Source organism: Vreelandella neptunia (assembly GCF_000712975.1).
GTDB lineage: Bacteria > Pseudomonadota > Gammaproteobacteria > Pseudomonadales > Halomonadaceae > Vreelandella > Vreelandella qaidamensis.
The window spans coordinates 656,022-674,624 of the sequence record NZ_JHQL01000001.1 but is presented as its reverse complement, the minus strand read 5'-3'; the positions used below and the strand labels follow the sequence as shown (position 1 = coordinate 674,624).

Here is an 18,603-nt window from a genome sequence, read left to right as displayed (position 1 = left end):
CCATGTGAACGCGAGGATGATTTAAAACAAATGTACTCACATCATGGACAACCTTACCTTCTTATACAAGAATGGTACATAGGAAAATATTTGCACACTTTAATTCAACCGCGGGCCAGTGCACCGCTCTGTGAGTCAGCATGTCTTCTTTCTCTAACACCTCCAGCGTCTCTTTGCCCAAGCGTGTTTACACCTTGGCTGAGATAGCATTGGCCAGCTTATTGCTCGTAGGCTTGGGTGCGATGTTACCGGCATTAGTCGCCAGCGCTGCAAATTGGTGGTTAGCGGCTGGCTTCTACATTGTGATGGGCGCACTGGTGGTTTGTTTTTGGCCCCATGGCCCGCTCGGTTGGGCAAACCGGGTAACGCTTGGGCGCGGCGTACTCGTCGCCATCGTGGCAGGGGCGCTGGCAGCGAATGCTTTTACCAACGCGATTTGGCTATGGCTAGCGGTCGCTGTTATCGCGCTATTACTGGATGGTGTGGACGGATGGATTGCTAGACGCACTAAAACCCATACCACGTTTGGCGCGCGCTTTGATATGGAACTGGATGCGGTATTAATCCTGATACTTTGTATAGGCTTATTGCAGAGCGAAAATCTAGGCGCTTGGGTACTACTCATTGGCGGCATGCGTTACTTATTCATCGCCGCTAGCTGGTTTTTTCCGTGGTTAAAAGCACCGTTATTTGAAAGTTTCCGCCGTAAAGCAGTGTGCGTATGGCAGGTCGTTGCCCTGCTGCTGGCGTTAACGCCACTCACCTCTCCTCTTGCTGCCAGCCTGCTTGCACTGAGCGCATTAATCACACTCATCTACTCATTTGGCTTTGATGTGTGGTGGCTGTTTAAACAGCACCATTAATTGCTCTATCAAGACCATTTCCCGCCATCCATTGGCCTCATGCCGGGCTTCAACCTGTACTGTTCGCGCTTAAGGGAGTAGGGTAGCTATCCGGATCGACCCCACGTGCGCTTTATTTCAGCTCACTGTTTGCGTTAATTCGGCCCCTCTATTTAAGGCGTTTCCAACCAACGCCTGACACGTGCACGACCAGGCTGCCAATCGCTGCCACTTCTCGCTACAGACATACCTAGAAAGATGTTCTGTTTTTTGCTTACGTCCTGTCGCGGCCGCCCCGTTAAGGGAACTGTGGTTGCCATTTAGGATGCTAGGGCTGCAAAGCCTATGGGTATTTAATGAACGAAGAAAATTTCTATCAATTCTCTACGCTGACGGTTATTGCCTTGCTGTTAGCCTTTTACGGCGGCACGTACCTGCTGACACTGCTGATCAAAAAGAAAAAGGAAAATACTGACGCCTTTATGGTGTCCAATCACCAGATTGGCTTTGGCTTGGGCGCTGCCAGCATGACCGCCACCTGGATCTGGGCAGCCTCGTTCTACGGTGCCGCCACCTCGGGTTACACCTACGGCATTTCCGGCCCTTTACACTACGGGTTGTGGGGCGCGCTGATGATTCTGTTCATCTACCCCTTTGGCCGTCGCTTTCGAAAATTGGCCCCGAACGCACACACCCTGGGTGAACTTATCCATGCCCGCCATGGCTCTTCTAGCCAGCTGATTCTTGCCTCCTCCAACATTCTGGGCAGCATCATTAGCCTGATGGTTAACTTCACAGCGTCTGGTGCGCTGGTCTCAGTACTCTCGCCACTCTCTTTCCAAGCTGGCGTCGTGATCGCTGGGGTCGGGGTGCTCTCTTATACGCTGTGGTCGGGCTTCCGCGCGTCGGTACTCACCGACTTTGCCCAACTGATGGCAATGATGGCAGTCGCCATTCTGATTATTCCAGCGGTAATGTTTGCCCTCGGCGGCCCACAGACACTATCGGATGGCATGAGCCTACTCACCCCAGAGCAGGCAAATCTGTTCTCGATGGATGCGATCCTCAATCAAGGTGCACCTTTCTTTGTTGCGGTGCTGGCCTACGCGATTGGCAACCAGACCATCTCCCAGCGGCTATTCGCTGTGCGTGAAGACCATATCAAACCGACCTTTATCACCGCGACCATTGGTTACGGTGCGATTGTTATTGGCCTAGGCATGATTGGCTTGATGGCGCTGATGACCGGTATGGAGCCCATCGGTGGTGACATGAACAACCTGATACCGCAAATGGTGTCGATGTACCTCTCACCGGTATTTATAGGGCTGTTCTTTATCCTGGTCATTGGCTCGCTCTCCTCTACCGCTGACTCAGACCTTTCCGCTATGTCCGCGATTGTGATGGCCGATGTGTATGGTAAGAACATCGCTAAAAACAAACCTGACCCGACCAAAATGCTATTTATTGGTAGGTTGACGATGATTGTCGCAACGCTGATCGGGGTGATTCTCGCTAGTTTCTCGATGGATATTCTGATTATGCTGGTCTTCGTTGGCGCACTTTGGGGGGCCATTGTGTTCCCGGTCATCGCCAGCTGCTTCTGGGATCGAGTCACCAACACGGCCTTTACCTCGGCTGTAATTGCAGGCCTAGTAATGTTCTGTATCGCACGCTTCGAGTTAGTGCCTATGGTCAATATGGTCGCGGGGCTGTTTGAGTTACTCGCTGCCGTGGGCGGCGGCGTGGTGCTCGGCCTAATGGCATTTGGCTTCTGCGGGCGTAGGATCGGTGTGATCGTCGGTGTACTCAGCGCCATTGTGCTGGCCTACTTCAGCATTGGTTTCCTACGGGAGTACACGGTACTGCTAGCCTCATTAATGGCATACGGCGTTAGCACTCTTGTTTGCATCGCAGTCAGCCTGATGAGTTCGAGCAAGTTCGACTTCTCGCAAATCGATCAGAAAGTGATCAACTACGACCCAGCCAAGCCTGCCGCGCAACGCTAAGCCCAGCGTGGCGTTAGCGTCACCTCAAAGGCTGGTGTGCCATCGCGCACCAGCCAACTAACAGGAAAGCACATGCAAACCTTTATATTAGCGTTATATGTCCTTATCTGGCCGTTGATCTCACTGGCTATTTTCGCGGTTATCGGCATTGCCACCATCAAAGACATACGCGTTGCCAAGCGCGAGAAGCGCGAGCTGGTATAAGCGCCTCTCGGTTAACTGAACAGCCCACCTAGGGCTGTTTTTTTTAAGGGCGCATTTTAGGGCTGGGTATTCTCCATCACATACTCAGCTACCGCCTGATAGGCAGACAGTGATATTGGGTCGTTAGCGGCATTGCCTGCCACCGGGTCCTCAATATAGCGAGAACTACTGCGGCATTAGCGCCTGAACCGCCGCTTTTTATTACTGGCCTTGTAACATCTGCTGAATCACTTCCCCTAGAGACGCAATAGCCGCATTGCGCGCGTCAAACGACGCCTCGGTTTCGGTGATATAAAACACCACTACCATAGGCACTTGCTGGGGCGGCCAAATAATCGCGGTAATTAAGCGAGAGCCGTAACCGCCCGCACCAGTTCTGTCTGCTATCACCCAATCAAATGGCATGGCGGCACGAAACAAACTATCAACCCACCGTCTTTCCTTAGAAAACAACTATTTTTATAGCTAAACATCATCAACATAAAAATCAATAAACCAACAATCACTTTAAGTTTATTTAATTTCAGAAATACAACAAAATAAGCCAGTAGCCACATTGTTAGCCAAAGCTATATTTGTTCGCTATAACAAACTTTATTTTTTGTTGACCAACTTGTTATCAAAGTAAAACCTGATAGGATTCAGCGCTATTAAAATCCTACTTTAACACTCGAGTATGTTGTTCCACACATCTAGCCTCATTAAACGAGCACTACTATCATGACACCTGTTGCCCTGCTTTTTTTAGCGGTTTCCATGTCGGCGGATGCGTTTGCGGCGTCCATCAGCAAGGGGGCAGAGCTGCGCAAGCCCCGCTTCCGACACGCGGTAGGCATTGGTTTAATATTTGGCATTATCGAGGCCACCACCCCGGTACTGGGCTGGGTGGCTGGCAAGGCTTCTCAGCAGTATGTAGAAACCTGGGACCACTGGGTCGCGTTTACGCTACTGACCATCATCGGCCTGCACATGATGGTCGAAGGGCTGAAGAAAGAAGAAAAAGTAGCGCATCGCAAACAAACCCTGTGGCTGCTGGTACTAACCGCCATTGCCACAAGCCTAGACGCCATGGCCGTGGGCGCAAGCCTTGCGTTTATTGATGTGAACATCATTACCACCAGTCTCGCCATTGGCCTTGCTACTACGGTGATGGCTTCCATGGGAACCCTGCTAGGCCATAAATTTGGCAAATACGTAGGCCACTGGGCAGAACTCGCAGGTGGCGTTGTATTGATTGGGATTGGCGTAATAGTGGTGGTGGAGCATACGATCTTTTTATCATAACGCGGCCATGCGTAAGTGCTGCTTAAAAAAAGTGGCAATGAACGAACAGCAATATTATTTGCTCTCTTTAAGTATCGCGATATAAAAATGGGTGGCTTATTCGCCACCCATTTTTATTAGTTTTCCGCTAACATCTCTTGAATCACTTTCCCTAGAGACGCAATAGCCGCATTGCGCGCGTCAAACGACGCCTCGGTTTCGGTGATATAAAACACCACTACCATCGGCACTTGCTCTGGCGGCCAAATAATCGCGGTAATCGAGCGAGAGCCGTAACCGCCCGCACCGGTTCTGTCTGCTATCACCCAATCAAACGGCATGGCGGCGCGAAACAAACTATCAGCCACCGCATTGCCTTTCATCCAGTCTTCCAACTGCTGACGGGATTCACCCGACAACACCTCCCCAAGCACCAGCTTTTCTAGCGTGGCGAGCATGGCGTTGGGCGTGGTAGTGTCGCGCTCATCCCCTGGCGTGGCTTCGTTCAGCTCGGTCTCAAAGCGGTCTAGCCGGGTAACGGGATCATCCATGCTGCGCGCAAACGCCGTGATGGATTCCGGCCCACCAAGGGCTTGCAGCACTAGGTTAGCGGCGGTGTTATCACTGGTGGTCATGGTGGCATCGCACAGCTCAAACAGCGTCATCGGTTGGTGGCCTGCGTACTGCTCAGTGACTGGCGAGTAAGTCACCAGCTCAGATTCTTCAAAACTAACCTCGGTGTCCAGCGCTAGCTGCCCTTCATCCACCTGCGCCAGCAGTGCGCCGCAGGCCAGGGTTTTAAAGGTGCTGGACATGGCAAAGCGCTCATTCGCATTCACTTCCCAGCGCTGACCCGTGGCTAAATGGTGGGCCGCAAAGCCAATACGCGCGTCCAAGGCGTGTTCAATGCGCCCAAGTTCAGCGGTAATGCTATCTTCCTGTGCCATAACAGACGCAGAGGCGAGTAATAAGCACATCGATAACGCAGCACGCATCCAGCGTGGTGGGCGGTGGTTCATTGTCTGGATTCCTAAACAGTAAGGGAAAACGATGGCATTGAGTTTAGCAGGCACATCCCAGCGGGCATAAAGGGAGGCGACGTTCGATACGAATCTTCTAAGATTGACCCATCATTGCAATTGCAGCGAGCATTCTAAACAGTATGACCACAGGAGATAGACATGCAGACGATTGAGCTAGGCGGAGACAGCATACCCCGTATCGGCCAGGGCACCTGGCATATGGGCGAAGATACCGGGCAGCGCCAAGCTGAAATCAGGGCGCTGCGTGAAGGCCTGGACCTGGGCATGACACTGATTGATACCGCCGAGATGTATGCCGAAGGCGGCGCTGAAGAGGTGGTTGGCCAAGCGATCCGCGAGCGACGCGACGAGGTGTATCTGGTCAGCAAAGTCTACCCGCACAACGCCAGCGCTAAGGGTGTTCAAGCTGCCTGCGAGCGCAGCCTGCGCCGATTGGGCACTGAGACGATTGATCTCTACCTGCTGCACTGGCGCGGCCAGTACCCGTTAAGCGAAACCGTGAAAGCGTTTGAGCGGCTGCGCGAGCAAGGCAAGATTCTGCGTTGGGGCGTATCGAACTTTGACGTTGACGACCTAGCGGAGCTAGACGCGCCAGCGTGCGCCACCAACCAAGTGCTCTATAACCCCGAAGCACGCGGCATTGAATACGACTTGCTGCCCTGGCAGGCGCAACACAACATGCCGCTGATGGCTTACTGCCCCATTGGGCAAGGCGGCGCGCTGCTGCATAGCGCCGCCCTGCAACGCATCGCCGACAAACACAGCGCCACCCCTGCGCAAATCGCCCTTACCTGGGCACTGCGCCACCCTGGGGTGATTGCCATCCCGAAAGCCGTGAGCCTGAACCACCTCAAACAGAACGCCAACGCAGATAGCATTCGGCTCGACGAAGATGACCTGGCACAGATCGACGCCGCTTACGCGCCACCAGTACGTAAACAGGGTTTAATGATGGTGTGAACAAGCGCAAACTCTTAGAAGGGGGGTGGTAAACCAGCCTACAGAGATAGGCTCGCGGGTTGACGCCGCGCTCTGCGGCAAATTTGGAGCGCAGCGGAAAATTTGTCCGGCAGCAGCGCTTTGTTATGCATTACTTACCGTAACCAGCCTTACTTCTGTTTGCACTCCAAGATACTCATATACCGCCCGTACCTTTCTTACAAAGTTCTCATCTCTCGATAATAATAAATTACAGAATGAAGCCATTGATGCGTGACTATTATCACTCATAGCGGCAATAAATCGTCTTTCCTTATGTACTTTGGAGTCAGGGAAGTAGCCAAGAGTGTTAAGCATGTTATACATACCAGTTACCTTCTGGTGCAGATGGTAAGGTCTGTCAGGGTAGATAGGGTTTATGCGGATCTGGAAAAAGTCTTCTAAGCTGTTGATTTGATCGTTTTTTGGAAGCTTAACTTTGAAAACATCCCATATTTTTTCGATCACATTTGGTGGCTCTATATTATTTAATTCCTTTGGGCCTATACCCACTGACTCTCTGTAGGACTTTATTCCATTCCAGTCCTTCGTATCAGGAATGTCTTTTGACATCGTATTTTCAAGCTCATGAAGCTTAGATTTATATTGCTCCATCATTAGTTCGGAATACTCTTTAATCTGCGCCCTCATTTCAACAGGAAGTTCATCAGCGTTTTCGAGCATACCGCCCATAAGCTGTGCAAAAGCAGCCAACTGTTCTTCATGAATATCAGAAATGCTATCACCCGATCTTCCGCCAGAGAACTTAAACAACCACTGTTGCATTGAATTTTCAATGCTTCCATATTCATTATCATTGCTACAGTGTTCTTCGAATGCTTCAAATACATCCCTACTAGTGATGGTCGCTTTGTCAGTTACAATGAAGCCAGGCTGCTCAACAACGATTTTTAAATGATATGAACCAAGGTTTTTTAGAACATTAAGAAAGTCGTTTTCATAGCCGGCAGATCGTCTTATCTCTTTGAGAGTTTCGTCAGAATAAACAATCTGGAACTTGTCCATAAGCTCTCGTCCGAAACTACCCACGCTATTTTTAACGAAAAGATCGAGTATGTTTTGATCTAAGTATAGTGTCGGCTTTCCTGAATATTGCGGTGTAGAATCCATGCTCATCTCAGCTTGCATAACGCCGGTGGTAACGGGCGCCAACGGAGCGCAGCAGAGTTGGTGTCCCGTTGACCACCTTGTTACGTGGTTTGGGGTACTTTATGCACCGAAGCTCCTGAGGTATTTCCTCATGCTCTCAAAATCTGTGCCCTGGCGAGCGAGGTGCTTATTTAAGTTATCAATGGTTTCTTTGACGACTAGATCACCGTAATCAGAAGCAATAGCAGTTGTTATATCACGCCCATCTTCAGCGCCCAACTCTTCCAGTTTGTCTTCAATATCCAGAAGTTCTTGCTCGCATGCAGATATGGCTTTTTGGTCTCGTTGCCTATGTGCCATACGCTCACTGTGATTGATATCGAATATGCGCCGGTAGAGATCGTTGAGCGACCCAAACTCTTTTCCAATACTGTCTTTCACCTGTTCCGGAAGACTCTCCAAAGACTTTATTCCTTCCATCGTTATCTCCTAACTCAAAGAGTTGCCTTAAGAATCGGATACCACGTAACAGTGATTATACGCCTCGCTACAAACCCCCAATAAACGCGACGGCACATTCATTGGGGTTTTATAACCACCCAATTTGACTCTACCCCATTGATTCCCAAGAGAGCAAAGCCAATTTTGGCCGCCTATCCAAAATTCGCGTGCTTGCGCGTGCCCCCTTGCATCTCTTCTCTCCTCCTCCTAGACTGCTTGGCACTAACTGCTTGACGGGGTGCCGGTGAATCCGGCTGAGATGGCGCAGGGCGTATCACTTTGATACTGCCAAAGCGCTGGTCCCGCTGAACCTGATCCGGCTAATGCGCTGCTCCTGACGAGCGCGCGGGTACCGGCGTAGGGATCAAGCGATGGCCCGGCTTAGTTTCACGCCACCTTCTGCGCCATTTCCTCGATCTCAACCGCCCGCCCTCCGGATCATTACTACCGGAGGCACCATGGGCTACCGCTTTGCTGATCTTACTAATGCCTGCCATAACGACTGGCGCGCCTATATTGAGCACGATTTTGTTCGCCAACTGGGCAGTGCCACGCTTCCTGAACCCGCGTTTCGCCACTACCTGAAGCAGGACTACCTGTTTTTGATTCACTTCGCCCGCGCCTACGCGTTGGCTGCCTATAAAAGCCCTACGCTGGCTGATCTGCGCCAAGCCCATGAAGGTTTAAAAGCCATTGTGGATGTGGAGCTGGGCCTGCACGTGGGCTTTTGCCAGGAGTGGGAGATTTCCGAACAAGAGCTGGCGGAGCTTCCAGAAGCCAGAGCCACCTTGGCGTATACCCGCTACGTATTAGACACCGGCAACCGCGGCGACCTGCTCGATTTGCATGTGGCGCTGGCCCCTTGCCTGGTGGGCTACGGCGAAATCGCCAACTGGCTGAACACTCAGCCTTCTACCCTTCGCGGCGCGAAAAACCCCTTTGATGCCTGGATAGCGATGTACGAAAGCGAGGAATTTCAGGCCGCCATGCAGGCAGAGCTTGAATGGCTCAACGCCCGCCTTGCTGATGTTACCCCTGCCCGCTTTGCCGAACTGAGCAAGATCTTCCGCGATGCCACGCGTCTGGAAATCGACTTCTGGCAGATGGGCCTGCACCTGATAGACGCCGATCTTGAAGGCCAGAGCCTCGCTCATTAAGTCAATACAACAACCACAATCAACACTGAAGGACGACGACCGTCATGACGAAGACTTTAAACACTAAAACGTTAAAAACTAAGGCCTCAAAAAGTAAAACCAGCCACTTTTTAGCGGAAACCGCCCAGGTCGATGCCGCTGCCATTCAGCCGCTGCCCGCCTCGCGCAAGGTGTACGTTGAAGGCTCACGACCCGATATCCGCGTGCCGTTTCGGGAAATCACCCTATCGCCGACTAAAACCAGCAGCATTGATGAAGAGAACCCGCCACTGCTGGTGTACGACACCTCTGGCCCTTACACCGACCCGGCCGCCAACAATGATTTACGCAAAGGCTTACCCGCCCTGCGCCGCGCCTGGATTGAAGAGCGCAACGATACCGAGTTCCTTGACGGCCCCACTAGTGAGTACGGCAACCGCCGCGCTAACGACCCCACGCTTGCTCAGTTGCGTTTTGATTTAACTCGCACCCCGCGCCGGGCAAAACCAGGCAAGAATGTCACCCAACTGCACTATGCGCGCCAGGGCATTATTACCCCTGAAATGGAATTTATTGCCATTCGCGAAAACCAGCGCCGCCAAGCATTAGGCACCGCTGAAGTGGAACGTATTCTTGGTCACCAACATCCAGGCCAAAGCTTTGGTGCAAAATTGCCGGAAGAGATCACGCCGGAATTTGTGCGCGACGAAGTCGCCCGCGGGCGCGCAATTATCCCCAACAATATCAATCACCCAGAATCCGAGCCGATGATTATTGGCCGTAACTTCCTGGTGAAGATTAATGGCAACCTGGGTAACTCGGCCGTTACCTCGTCGATTGAAGAAGAAGTCGACAAAATGACCTGGGGTATCCGCTGGGGATCGGACACCATTATGGATCTTTCCACCGGCCAGAATATCCACGAAACCCGCGAGTGGATCATCCGCAACTCGCCGGTGCCGATTGGTACCGTGCCGATCTATCAGGCGCTTGAGAAGGTCAACGGCGTGGCTGAAGACCTGACCTGGGAAGTGTTCCGCGACACCTTGATCGAACAGGCCGAGCAGGGCGTGGATTACTTCACCATTCACGCGGGCGTGCTGCTGCGCTATGTGCCCATGACTGCTAACCGGGTGACCGGCATTGTCAGCCGTGGCGGTTCCATTATGGCTAAATGGTGCTTGTACCATCACCAGGAAAGCTTCCTGTATACCCACTTCGAAGAGATCTGCGAAATCTGCAAGCAGTACGACGTAGCGTTTTCGTTGGGCGATGGCCTGCGCCCCGGCTCAGTCGCCGATGCCAACGACGAAGCGCAGTTCGCTGAGCTGGAAACACTGGGCGAACTAACCAAGATCGCCTGGAAACACGACGTTCAGGTGATGATCGAAGGCCCTGGTCATGTGCCCATGCACTTGATTAAAGAGAACATGGATAAGCAGCTAGAGGCGTGTCATGAGGCACCTTTCTATACGCTTGGCCCACTGACTACCGATATCGCTCCCGGCTACGACCACATTACCTCGGGCATAGGTGCGGCCATGATTGGCTGGTTTGGCTGTGCAATGCTCTGCTATGTAACGCCGAAAGAGCACTTGGGCCTGCCGAATAAAGATGACGTCAAAACCGGCATCATCACCTATAAGATTGCGGCCCACGCAGCAGATTTGGCCAAGGGCCACCCGGCAGCACAGCGTCGCGATAACGCGCTTTCCAAGGCCCGTTTTGAATTCCGCTGGGAAGATCAGTTCAACCTAGGGCTAGACCCAGACACCGCCCGTGAATTTCACGACGAAACCCTGCCGAAAGATTCCGCCAAGGTAGCGCATTTCTGCTCGATGTGCGGGCCGAAGTTCTGTTCGATGAAGATCAGCCAGGAAGTGCGCGATACCTATCGTGACCGCGCACCGGAAAATGCCGCTGAAAGCGACGCCGAGGCGGTCAAGCGTGGCATGCAGGAGCAAGCGGAGAAGTTCCGCCGTGAAGGCAGCGAGCTGTATCAGGAGGTTTAAAACAGCAATCCCTAGATAGTCCCGCTGCTAGGTGGGTGGCTCTTGAGCTTACTTGAGCACTATGAGACCTCAAGAGCCACTTTCAACACGCCGTCGCGCTGGTGAGAAAATAGATCGTAAGCCTCGACAATATTCTCCAGAGCGTAGCGGTGGGTAACCATCGGGCCAAGATCTATCCGCCCGGCGGCAATAATGCTCATCAACCTGCGCATGCGCTCTTTGCCGCCAGGGCAAAGTGACGTAATGATCTTGTGGTCTCCAAGGCCAGCACAGAAAGCGCCTAGCGGAATCGTCAAGTCTTCAGAGTAAACGCCTAAGCTCGATAGCGTGCCGCCAGGCTTTAACACCCGCAAGGCAGATTCAAAGGTTTGCTGCAGGCCGAGTGCCTCAATCGCCGAATCCACACCGCGTCCACCGGTGAGCTTAAGAATTTCTTCAACGACATCCACCTTACGAAAATCCAGCGCCACGTCAGCGCCCATTTGCTTGGCCATTGCCAACCGCTCATCGACACCATCTACCGCGATAATCATCCCCGCCCCGCGTAACCGCGCGCCTGCTGTCGCACATAGCCCAATTGGGCCTTGGGCGAACACCACCACGGTATCGCCAATTTTGATACCTGCTTTTTCGGCCCCCGCAAAGCCGGTCGACATGATGTCAGGGCACATCAGCACTTGTTCGTCGGTTAGGCCATCTGGCACGGGAGAAAGGTTGGCCTGGGCATCCGGCACCAATAGGTATTCCGCCTGGGCACCGTCGATGGTGTTACCAAAGCGCCAGCCACCCATCGGCTTATACCCATGGCTGTGGTGGCCGCCATCCTGCGAGCAGCAATCATCCTGGCAAGCATAGGAGGTAAAACTGGGGCAAATCGCCCCGGCGATAACCCGCTGGCCCTCTTGGTACCCCTTCACGTTGGCACCCAGCTTTTCAATTACCCCCACCGGCTCATGGCCGATGGTTAAGCCGCGCTCAACGGGGTATTCGCCTTTTAGAATGTGCACGTCGGTGCCGCAAATCGTCGTGGTGGTCACACGCATCAGCGCATCATTGGGGCCAATCTCGGGAATGGGTTTATCGTCAATTTCAATCCGGCCAGGCTCAACAAAAATAGCCGCTTTCATCATGGTAGGCATAGGACAATTCCTCACAGAGGGTAGTCATGGCACTTCACCATTAAGCGTAGGCTATTAAGCGCTAGCTGATGGCCACTAAAACTGCGCTATATCAAGTTTTAGGCTGCTAGGTGAGCAGCTTATTGTTTGTAATAAAAAGCCATGACAAGAGCGCCTTTAAAAAAAGCTGATGCGAGGCTCCTTACATAAAGCTTCTCAGCAACAGCACCTAATAAAGATTAATGTCTTGTAGGCTGGTGCTAACGCGGGTGCCTGCTATTCCCTGAAGAATTTCTTCGATATCCGCCAATGCGCCAATAACCGCTTCTTTGCCGGTATTTCTGCTGTAGCGGCATGCCGCTTCTATTTTTAGTCCCATGGAACCCGCCGCAAACTGCATATCATCTAGTACATCCGGATGAGCACTGGCGATCGCCTTCTGGTTTGGCCCTTTCCAGTCGACATAAGCGGCATCTACATCCGTCGCAATGATCAGCAAATCAGCCTGCAACTGCTCAGCGAGAAGAGCTGAACAGAGATCCTTATCGATCACCGCCTCTACGCCATGGAGCTTATTATTTTCGTCGTACGCAGTAGGGAGCCCTCCCCCGCCAGCACAAATGACGATAGTGCCTTTTTCCTTAGCCAGGCGCTCGGCTTCATCCTCTGTATAAACCGGGCCTATCGGCTTGCTGGGGTGCTGAAACGCAGGGTCATCAAGGTCAACTTCCACCTGTGTTAATAAAGTAGCCAACGGAACCTCAACCGGCAGCAGATTGCCAAGCTCCTGCTCAATCATGTAACCGCTCATGCCTTCCGTTTCTGCTCCTAGCACATCCAGTGGATAGGCGCTGACATCCGTGTAAGCGGCCCCTTGTAGTGCCAAAAGACAATTAATAACGCTTTAATATAAATTAATCTATTTAAAGAATATGCTACTAGTCAGGCACATAATCTCTTTTAGGGAAAACATCCATTGACCCATCTTTGACGTAGGGCAAATCGTCTTGCACCTGCTTGGAATAGACTAAAGTAGAGACTAGGCGTCCTCTTCTCTTACTGCTGGTGGACGTGTCACTTATACTTATTTCATTGATATGGACTTCTATGATGCCAACTCTTCCTTTCAAACCCTGGTCGACCGCAATCGCTGTGGCGATCACCCTCTTTATTTGGCTGGTGATTCCTTTGCCTGAAGGGTTAACGCCAAATGCTTGGCTCATGTTGGCAATTTTTGTCGGCACCATTGCCGCGATTATTGGCAAGGCCATGCCCATTGGCGCGATATCTGTGATTGCAATTTCTATTGTCGCGGCAAGCGGTGTTACCGGCGATACACCAGGCGAAGCCATTAATGTCGCCTTAAGCAGTTATGCCAACCCGCTTATCTGGTTAATTGCGATTGCGATTATGATTTCACGAGGGTTGATCAAAACCGGTTTAGGCGCGCGCATTGGCTACTATTTCATCTCTATTTTCGGCAAACGTACGCTGGGGATTGGTTATGGCCTCGCCTTTTCAGAGCTGTCAATTGCGCCCGTTACCCCAAGCAATACAGCTCGGGGCGGCGGTATTATTCACCCTATTATGCGCTCGATTGCCCATAGTTTTGATTCACATCCTGAAGACAATACCTCGGGCAAAATCGGCAAATATTTAGCACTGGTGAATTACCATAGCAATCCGATCACATCGGCTATGTTCATCACTGCCACCGCTCCGAATCCATTGACTGTTCAACTTATCTCATCCGCTACCGGAGCCGAAATACAGCTGAGCTGGCTAACCTGGGCCATCGCCATGCTGCTCCCGGGCTTGGTCGCCATCCTGGCGATGCCGTACATTCTGTACTTGCTTTATCCGCCTGAAATTAAAGAAACGCCGAATGCCACGCAATTAGCAAAAGACAAGCTAGCCGAGCTGGGTAAGCTGAGTCGAAATGAGGGCATTATGCTGTTCGTTTTCTTCGTGCTGCTGTTACTTTGGGCGGATATCCCAGCGATTTTCTTGGGGGATGCAGTAACGCTTAATACTACAACGTCTGCGTTTATTGGCCTTTCCATGCTGCTGCTGACAGGGGTATTAACCTGGGAAGATGTGCTAAAAGAGAAAAATGCCTGGGATACGCTGTTGTGGTTTGGCGCACTTATCATGATGGCCAGCCAGCTTAACGAAACAGGCCTCATTACTTGGTTTTCTGCAAATATGCAGGACTGGATTACCATGATGGGAATTGGCTGGGCAGGTGCCTCTGCACTGCTGGTGCTAACGTTCCTTTATACCCACTACTTTTTTGCCAGCACTACCGCACATATCACCGCAATGATGGCGGCATTTCTCACCGTTGGCTTAAGCCTCGGTGCTCCACCCATGCCTTTTGTGCTGATTATGGCGGCTACGTCTTCCATCATGATGACGTTAACCCATTACGCCACCGGCACTTCGCCTGTGATCTTTGGCTCAGGCTACCTGACGCTGGGAGAGTGGTGGAAAGCTGGTTTTATTATGAGCGTGGTCAATCTGCTCATTTGGGTAGTCGTCGGTGGCTTATGGTGGAAACTTCTTGGCCACTACTGAGTAGCCTCTCAAAGCAGTGGCTACCTAAAAACCAACAGAGGCCATTGGCCTCTGTTGGTAGTGGGATAACTTGGTTAGACGTTATTTCTTAGCCTTTTCCTTGGCATCACCTTTGCCTTTTTGAAGCTCGCCTTCTGCTTGCTGAACCTTGCCCTTGGCTTCGGTTTTTTCGCTTCCCGTCGCCTTTCCTACTGCTTCCTTAACATTGCCAGCAGCTTTATTAGCCGAGCCTTTCATTTTATCTTCTTTGCCATTTTCCATGACTTACACCTCTAATCCGTTAGTGGAGAAGACACCGCACGCTAAATGAATTTGTGTATCGCGTCGCGGCTCCTTTATTAGCGTAGCCCTTGTTAGTAACGTTACCTCAATTACTTTCGTTAAATTTTCATTCGTGAATTAGCTAAATTAAGGTTAGCGAACCTGCCTTTGCTACCCACAGGTGCTGGCGCAAAATATTCAAGGGGTAGAGGCATGACAGGCAACATACTCTAGCTCTGACATTTTTCCCACGACTAACGACTTACCACAGCATGCTAAAAAATTTCTTTTCTTCTAGATGGAGCCAAAAAAAGCCGCCTTTTTAAGGGCGGCCAACAGAAAGGGGGGTTGCTTACGTTCAACTAGCGCCAGGAAGGACCACCCATTACATCCGGTAACCATAGTGCAATTTCTGGAAACGCTAATACCAAGGCTAATACTACAAGCTGCGCTAAAATAAAGGGTACAACCCCTTTGTACATATGCTTCAGCGTTACTTCAGGAGGAGTAATTGCCCGGAGGTAGAAAATAGCAGGTGCCAAAGGAGGCGTCAGATAACTGGTTTGCAGTACCACTAAGAAGGCGACACAGAACCAGATTTCATCGAAGCCCAGCATTCTTACAATGGGCATTGCCACAGGGATAATGATAAGTACCACGGAGATCAAATCCAGTACAAAACCTGCGATAAAAGCGATCAGCAGAATAAGGCCTAGAATCATCCAAGGGCTCAAGCCTGTGTCCATTAGTAAGGCTTGCACCGTCGCCATTCCTCCTGAGGCAAAAAATACTCCAGCGAACATACTCCCCCCCATCACAATGAGCAGAATCATGGCTGAAATATTGACGGTCTTCACGGCCGATGCCCAAAGTACCGTTACCTTTAAGTTACGGTATGCAGCGGCCAAAATGATCGCACCCAAAGCACCACATGCTGCAGCCTCTGTTGGTGTAGCCAAGCCCATAAGAATGGTGCCAAGCACAGTAAAAATCAGCAGCATGGTAGGCACCAACGCGACTAGCGTAATACGTATCTTTTCACCTAGCGCAATATCCGGCGTCTGCTCTTCAATGCGTGGTGCCATCTCAGGTTTAAGATAAGCAATCCCAATGATGTAGACCAGGAACATGACTGCCATTAAGAAACCGGGTATTAGCAAACCGCTAAACAGCGATCCAACCGAGACCCCAGCGACAGGACCAAGAACCACTACGGTAATAGAAGGCGGTATCGCAGTACCTAATGACCCACTGGCACAGATGGTGCCTGACATCAGACTTTTACTGTAGTGATGCTTAAGCATCACCGGAATAGCCAGCATGCCAATCACCGCTTCTGTCGCCCCCACAACACCGCTGGAAGCAGCAAACAATGTTCCTAAAATAATCGCACCGATGCCTAGCCCACCGGGTAAACGACGCGTCCACATGTGAATTGCTTCGAACAAGCGCTCGGCAATGCCTGAACGCTCAAGCATCGCGCCCATAAAAATAAACAGCGGTACTGCCGCAAGAATGGAGTTAGATGCCGTGTCTTCAATTTTGGTCAACAGCTGATAAGCCGCCACATCGCCAAACTGAATAATACCAAATCCGGTTGCTACCAGAATCATTGAAAAGGCAATGGGAAAACCAGCAATAATTAGTGTCATCAAAGCAGGAAACATCAGCAACGCAAGATAGCTACTCATTCGGCTAGCTCCTTAACGTGATGTTTACCAGTTATCAAACACACTGATTTCAACAACTCGGCAATTACCTGAAGGGCTAGTAGCGCAAAGCCAACAAACCATACCGTAAAAATCGGCCATACGACTGGGTTCCAGGCTGAGCGTCCCGAGCGTTCGTTGGTTTCAAACGCAGAGAGAGCGTACTTGGAAAGCTCCCATACCAGCCACACTAACACCGGCAGGAACAACACATAGCCAATTGCCCGTATAGCGGCATTGGCCTTTTCGCTCAGCTGTAAAGACACAATGTCCACGCTGACGTGTTGGCCGATACGCAACGCATTGGCCATCCCCAGCATAAACATTGCTCCCATTACCATATAGCTGACTTCAAAAGCCCATAACGTAGGGCGGCCGGCAACGTAACGGCTGAGCACTTCAATGATTAATGCGCCAATTAAAGGAAGTACAAGAAGAGCGCCCAACCAGCCAGCAAAGCGGGTCAGCGCCTCTATGGATCGGATTAGTTTCATGACGGAATCTCAGCGTATAAGGGGGACAGGAAGCAGACGCCAACAAAAGAGAGGCCCACTAAGGCCTCTCTGATCATTTACCTAATCGCTGTTAGCGACCCATAACACCAATCGGTAGACGATATTCCGACCAGCTATTCATATCATTTTTAAAGGAGCGCTGAGATTCAAGAACACGGGCAAACCACTCGTTTTCAGCGGCGTATTCATCTTCCCACTTAGTCGTTTCTTCATAAATGGCGTCGATGAAGGATTGATCCAATTCTACTATCTCGTTAGGACCGTCCACGAGTTCTTGATAAGCTTCTAAGTCAGCAAACGAGCTAGCTAGCCACGTATCAAACACCGATAACTTACCTGCAAGACGCAGCATACGCTGATCTTCTTCGCTCAGCTCTTCCCATGTATCACTATTGACTTGGCACTCAAGAAAGCCACCCGACTGGTGTACACCAGGCGTAATAACGTATTGCGCAACTTCTTGGAAGCCTGTTGGACGGTTCATTTCAGGACTTCCCCACTCGGCAGCATCAATAACGCCACGTTCCAGGGCGCTGTAGATATCACTACCTGCCATAACTACCGTAGAAGCCCCTAGGCGAGAAGCAATTTCTGCCCATGCGCCAGAAGTCCGCAGTCGCAGCCCCTGGAAATCTTCAAGCGTCCTGACAGGCTTATTAGAGTGGAGGAAAATTTCGGTGCCGAGGATGGCACACGGGAACGCTACAACATCGAACACTTCACGACGATACTCTTCGTAAAGATCTGCACCACCACCCTCGTACATCCATAGCATAAACTCTTCAGGCGTTAGGCCGCTTGAGTGACCTGCCAATAGAGCGGTGGTTGGGTCAGTGCCATAATCATAGTTAATGTAGTTATGACTTACCTGGGCAACCCCCGATTTAACACTGTTGGTAACTCGCAGTGCGCTGCCCAGCGTGCCGCCAGGATAGACCTCGATAGCGATTTTTCCGTTAGTCAACTCATTAACGCGATCTGCAAACATCTGTGCATCACGCTCAAGCCACGGGCCACCGCTCCACGGTGTTGCCATACGCCACTCGATTTCAGCGGCACTTGCAGCAGTTGCAAGGCCGACACTTAGTCCTACTGCCAAGGCGATTTTACTAATTTTATACATGGTAGTTTCCCTTTGTAGAGCGTTATGAGGTTGTTCGCTGGCTACCTGTAATAGTTATTAATTTTCAACACTATCAGCTTCGCAAACGCAGCATTTGGCCCAAACTCTGCAAAAATATGCTCATCCTCAGAAATACGGGCTAATTTTGCTCTCAGCCTTTTTCACAGCCTTAGTCAAGGGGAAAACCAATATCTACCAAACT

At 51.2% G+C, this 18,603-nt stretch carries 17 protein-coding genes, 1 pseudogene and 1 riboswitch; of the genes and pseudogenes, 8 read left to right on the top strand and 10 right to left on the bottom strand.

Features of this window, described 5'->3' with window-relative positions:
- Window positions 1-140 precede the first annotated feature (140 nt).
- The 3 genes from CR46_RS0103085 (at window position 141) to CR46_RS18515 (ending at window position 3,055) form a co-directional block, all read left to right on the top strand.
- Entirely contained in the window at window positions 141-863 is a 723-nt protein-coding gene (locus CR46_RS0103085) for a CDP-alcohol phosphatidyltransferase family protein (protein ID WP_030070024.1), read from the top strand.
- A 335-nt stretch (window positions 864-1,198) separates the two neighbouring features.
- Window positions 1,199-2,851 carry a sodium:solute symporter family protein gene (locus CR46_RS0103080; RefSeq protein ID WP_030070022.1) on the top strand — a complete coding sequence of 551 codons (1,653 nt, stop codon included), beginning with the start codon at window positions 1,199-1,201 and terminating at the stop codon, window positions 2,849-2,851.
- A 72-nt stretch (window positions 2,852-2,923) separates the two neighbouring features.
- Window positions 2,924-3,055 (top strand): putative transporter small subunit, encoded by a 132-nt coding sequence (locus tag CR46_RS18515; RefSeq protein WP_009722425.1) that lies wholly within the window; start codon window positions 2,924-2,926, stop codon window positions 3,053-3,055.
- Between the two features lie 201 nt (window positions 3,056-3,256).
- Here CR46_RS18515 and CR46_RS0103070 read toward each other — a convergent pair.
- A pseudogene (locus CR46_RS0103070) lies at window positions 3,257-3,481 on the bottom strand (class A beta-lactamase); the annotation flags it as partial.
- A gap of 294 nt (window positions 3,482-3,775) precedes the next feature.
- On the opposite strand from CR46_RS0103070, the gene CR46_RS0103065 reads away from it, so the two are divergent.
- Window positions 3,776-4,339: a manganese efflux pump MntP gene (locus CR46_RS0103065; RefSeq protein ID WP_030070017.1), complete on the top strand. Its 564-nt coding sequence runs from the start codon at window positions 3,776-3,778 to the stop codon at window positions 4,337-4,339.
- Between the two features lie 116 nt (window positions 4,340-4,455).
- Here the strand turns inward: CR46_RS0103065 and bla are convergent, their stop codons facing one another.
- Window positions 4,456-5,346, bottom strand: a complete 891-nt coding sequence (bla, locus tag CR46_RS0103060; protein ID WP_420038466.1) for a class A beta-lactamase — start codon at window positions 5,344-5,346, stop codon at window positions 4,456-4,458.
- 153 nt (window positions 5,347-5,499) lie between these two features.
- On the opposite strand from bla, the gene CR46_RS0103055 reads away from it, so the two are divergent.
- Window positions 5,500-6,321, top strand: a complete 822-nt coding sequence (locus tag CR46_RS0103055; protein ID WP_030070013.1) for an aldo/keto reductase — start codon at window positions 5,500-5,502, stop codon at window positions 6,319-6,321.
- Between the two features lie 123 nt (window positions 6,322-6,444).
- On the opposite strand, the gene CR46_RS0103050 is transcribed toward CR46_RS0103055, so the two are convergent.
- Window positions 6,445-7,470 carry a hypothetical protein gene (locus CR46_RS0103050; protein WP_030070011.1) on the bottom strand — a complete coding sequence of 342 codons (1,026 nt, stop codon included), beginning with the start codon at window positions 7,468-7,470 and terminating at the stop codon, window positions 6,445-6,447.
- A 99-nt stretch (window positions 7,471-7,569) separates the two neighbouring features.
- A complete protein-coding gene (locus CR46_RS0103045; protein WP_030070009.1) occupies window positions 7,570-7,929 on the bottom strand; it encodes a hypothetical protein in 360 nt (119 codons plus the stop codon).
- A gap of 245 nt (window positions 7,930-8,174) precedes the next feature.
- Window positions 8,175-8,331, top strand: a riboswitch (TPP riboswitch).
- Between the two features lie 77 nt (window positions 8,332-8,408).
- On the opposite strand from CR46_RS0103045, the gene tenA reads away from it, so the two are divergent.
- Together tenA and thiC are read left to right on the top strand one after the other, a co-directional pair.
- Window positions 8,409-9,107 carry a thiaminase II gene (tenA, locus tag CR46_RS0103040; RefSeq protein ID WP_030070007.1) on the top strand — a complete coding sequence of 233 codons (699 nt, stop codon included), beginning with the start codon at window positions 8,409-8,411 and terminating at the stop codon, window positions 9,105-9,107.
- A 44-nt stretch (window positions 9,108-9,151) separates the two neighbouring features.
- Complete coding sequence (gene thiC / locus CR46_RS0103035) at window positions 9,152-11,098, top strand: phosphomethylpyrimidine synthase ThiC (RefSeq protein ID WP_030070005.1); 1,947 nt, start codon at window positions 9,152-9,154, stop codon at window positions 11,096-11,098.
- Window positions 11,099-11,157: 59 nt separating this feature from the next.
- Here thiC and CR46_RS0103030 read toward each other — a convergent pair whose 3' ends face one another.
- A complete protein-coding gene (locus CR46_RS0103030) occupies window positions 11,158-12,237 on the bottom strand; it encodes an NAD(P)-dependent alcohol dehydrogenase (protein WP_030070002.1) in 1,080 nt (359 codons plus the stop codon).
- 208 nt (window positions 12,238-12,445) lie between these two features.
- Window positions 12,446-13,102, bottom strand: a complete 657-nt coding sequence (locus CR46_RS0103025; RefSeq protein WP_232222332.1) for an amino acid kinase family protein — start codon at window positions 13,100-13,102, stop codon at window positions 12,446-12,448.
- A gap of 224 nt (window positions 13,103-13,326) precedes the next feature.
- Between CR46_RS0103025 and CR46_RS0103020 the strand changes: the two genes are divergently transcribed.
- Window positions 13,327-14,793: a DASS family sodium-coupled anion symporter gene (locus CR46_RS0103020; RefSeq protein ID WP_030069998.1), complete on the top strand. Its 1,467-nt coding sequence runs from the start codon at window positions 13,327-13,329 to the stop codon at window positions 14,791-14,793.
- Between the two features lie 81 nt (window positions 14,794-14,874).
- Here the strand turns inward: CR46_RS0103020 and CR46_RS0103015 are convergent, their stop codons facing one another.
- From CR46_RS0103015 to CR46_RS0103000, 4 genes are all read right to left on the bottom strand, one after another.
- On the bottom strand, window positions 14,875-15,054 hold the full coding sequence (locus CR46_RS0103015; RefSeq protein ID WP_030069995.1) for a CsbD family protein: 180 nt from the start codon (window positions 15,052-15,054) through the stop codon (window positions 14,875-14,877).
- Between the two features lie 362 nt (window positions 15,055-15,416).
- Window positions 15,417-16,745 (bottom strand): TRAP transporter large permease, encoded by a 1,329-nt coding sequence (locus tag CR46_RS0103010; RefSeq protein ID WP_030069993.1) that lies wholly within the window; start codon window positions 16,743-16,745, stop codon window positions 15,417-15,419.
- The gene (locus CR46_RS0103005) at window positions 16,742-17,257 is read right to left on the bottom strand and encodes a TRAP transporter small permease subunit (RefSeq protein WP_030069991.1); all 516 of its coding nucleotides are present in this window, start codon (window positions 17,255-17,257) and stop codon (window positions 16,742-16,744) included. The genes CR46_RS0103010 and CR46_RS0103005 overlap by 4 nt, the downstream gene beginning before the upstream one ends.
- 91 nt (window positions 17,258-17,348) lie before the next feature.
- Window positions 17,349-18,401, bottom strand: coding sequence for a type 2 periplasmic-binding domain-containing protein (locus CR46_RS0103000; protein WP_030069990.1), 1,053 nt, complete (start codon window positions 18,399-18,401; stop codon window positions 17,349-17,351).
- Window positions 18,402-18,603 lie beyond the last annotated feature (202 nt).

Excerpts from the sequence above, each read along its gene's own strand:
- CR46_RS0103085 (WP_030070024.1), top strand. The coding sequence starts at position 141 with ATGTCTTCTTTCTCTAACACCTCCAGCGTCTCTTTGCCCAAGCGTGTT.
- CR46_RS0103080 (WP_030070022.1), top strand. The coding sequence starts at position 1,199 with ATGAACGAAGAAAATTTCTATCAATTCTCTACGCTGACGGTTATTGCC.
- CR46_RS18515 (WP_009722425.1), top strand. The coding sequence starts at position 2,924 with ATGCAAACCTTTATATTAGCGTTATATGTCCTTATCTGGCCGTTGATC.
- CR46_RS0103065 (WP_030070017.1), top strand. The coding sequence starts at position 3,776 with ATGACACCTGTTGCCCTGCTTTTTTTAGCGGTTTCCATGTCGGCGGAT.
- CR46_RS0103055 (WP_030070013.1), top strand. The coding sequence starts at position 5,500 with ATGCAGACGATTGAGCTAGGCGGAGACAGCATACCCCGTATCGGCCAG.
- CR46_RS0103050 (WP_030070011.1), bottom strand. The coding sequence starts at position 7,470 with ATGGATTCTACACCGCAATATTCAGGAAAGCCGACACTATACTTAGAT.
- CR46_RS0103045 (WP_030070009.1), bottom strand. The coding sequence starts at position 7,929 with ATGGAAGGAATAAAGTCTTTGGAGAGTCTTCCGGAACAGGTGAAAGAC.
- tenA (WP_030070007.1), top strand. The coding sequence starts at position 8,409 with ATGGGCTACCGCTTTGCTGATCTTACTAATGCCTGCCATAACGACTGG.
- thiC (WP_030070005.1), top strand. The coding sequence starts at position 9,152 with ATGACGAAGACTTTAAACACTAAAACGTTAAAAACTAAGGCCTCAAAA.
- CR46_RS0103030 (WP_030070002.1), bottom strand. The coding sequence starts at position 12,237 with ATGCCTACCATGATGAAAGCGGCTATTTTTGTTGAGCCTGGCCGGATT.
- CR46_RS0103020 (WP_030069998.1), top strand. The coding sequence starts at position 13,327 with ATGCCAACTCTTCCTTTCAAACCCTGGTCGACCGCAATCGCTGTGGCG.
- CR46_RS0103015 (WP_030069995.1), bottom strand. The coding sequence starts at position 15,054 with ATGGAAAATGGCAAAGAAGATAAAATGAAAGGCTCGGCTAATAAAGCT.
- CR46_RS0103010 (WP_030069993.1), bottom strand. The coding sequence starts at position 16,745 with ATGAGTAGCTATCTTGCGTTGCTGATGTTTCCTGCTTTGATGACACTA.
- CR46_RS0103005 (WP_030069991.1), bottom strand. The coding sequence starts at position 17,257 with ATGAAACTAATCCGATCCATAGAGGCGCTGACCCGCTTTGCTGGCTGG.
- CR46_RS0103000 (WP_030069990.1), bottom strand. The coding sequence starts at position 18,401 with ATGTATAAAATTAGTAAAATCGCCTTGGCAGTAGGACTAAGTGTCGGC.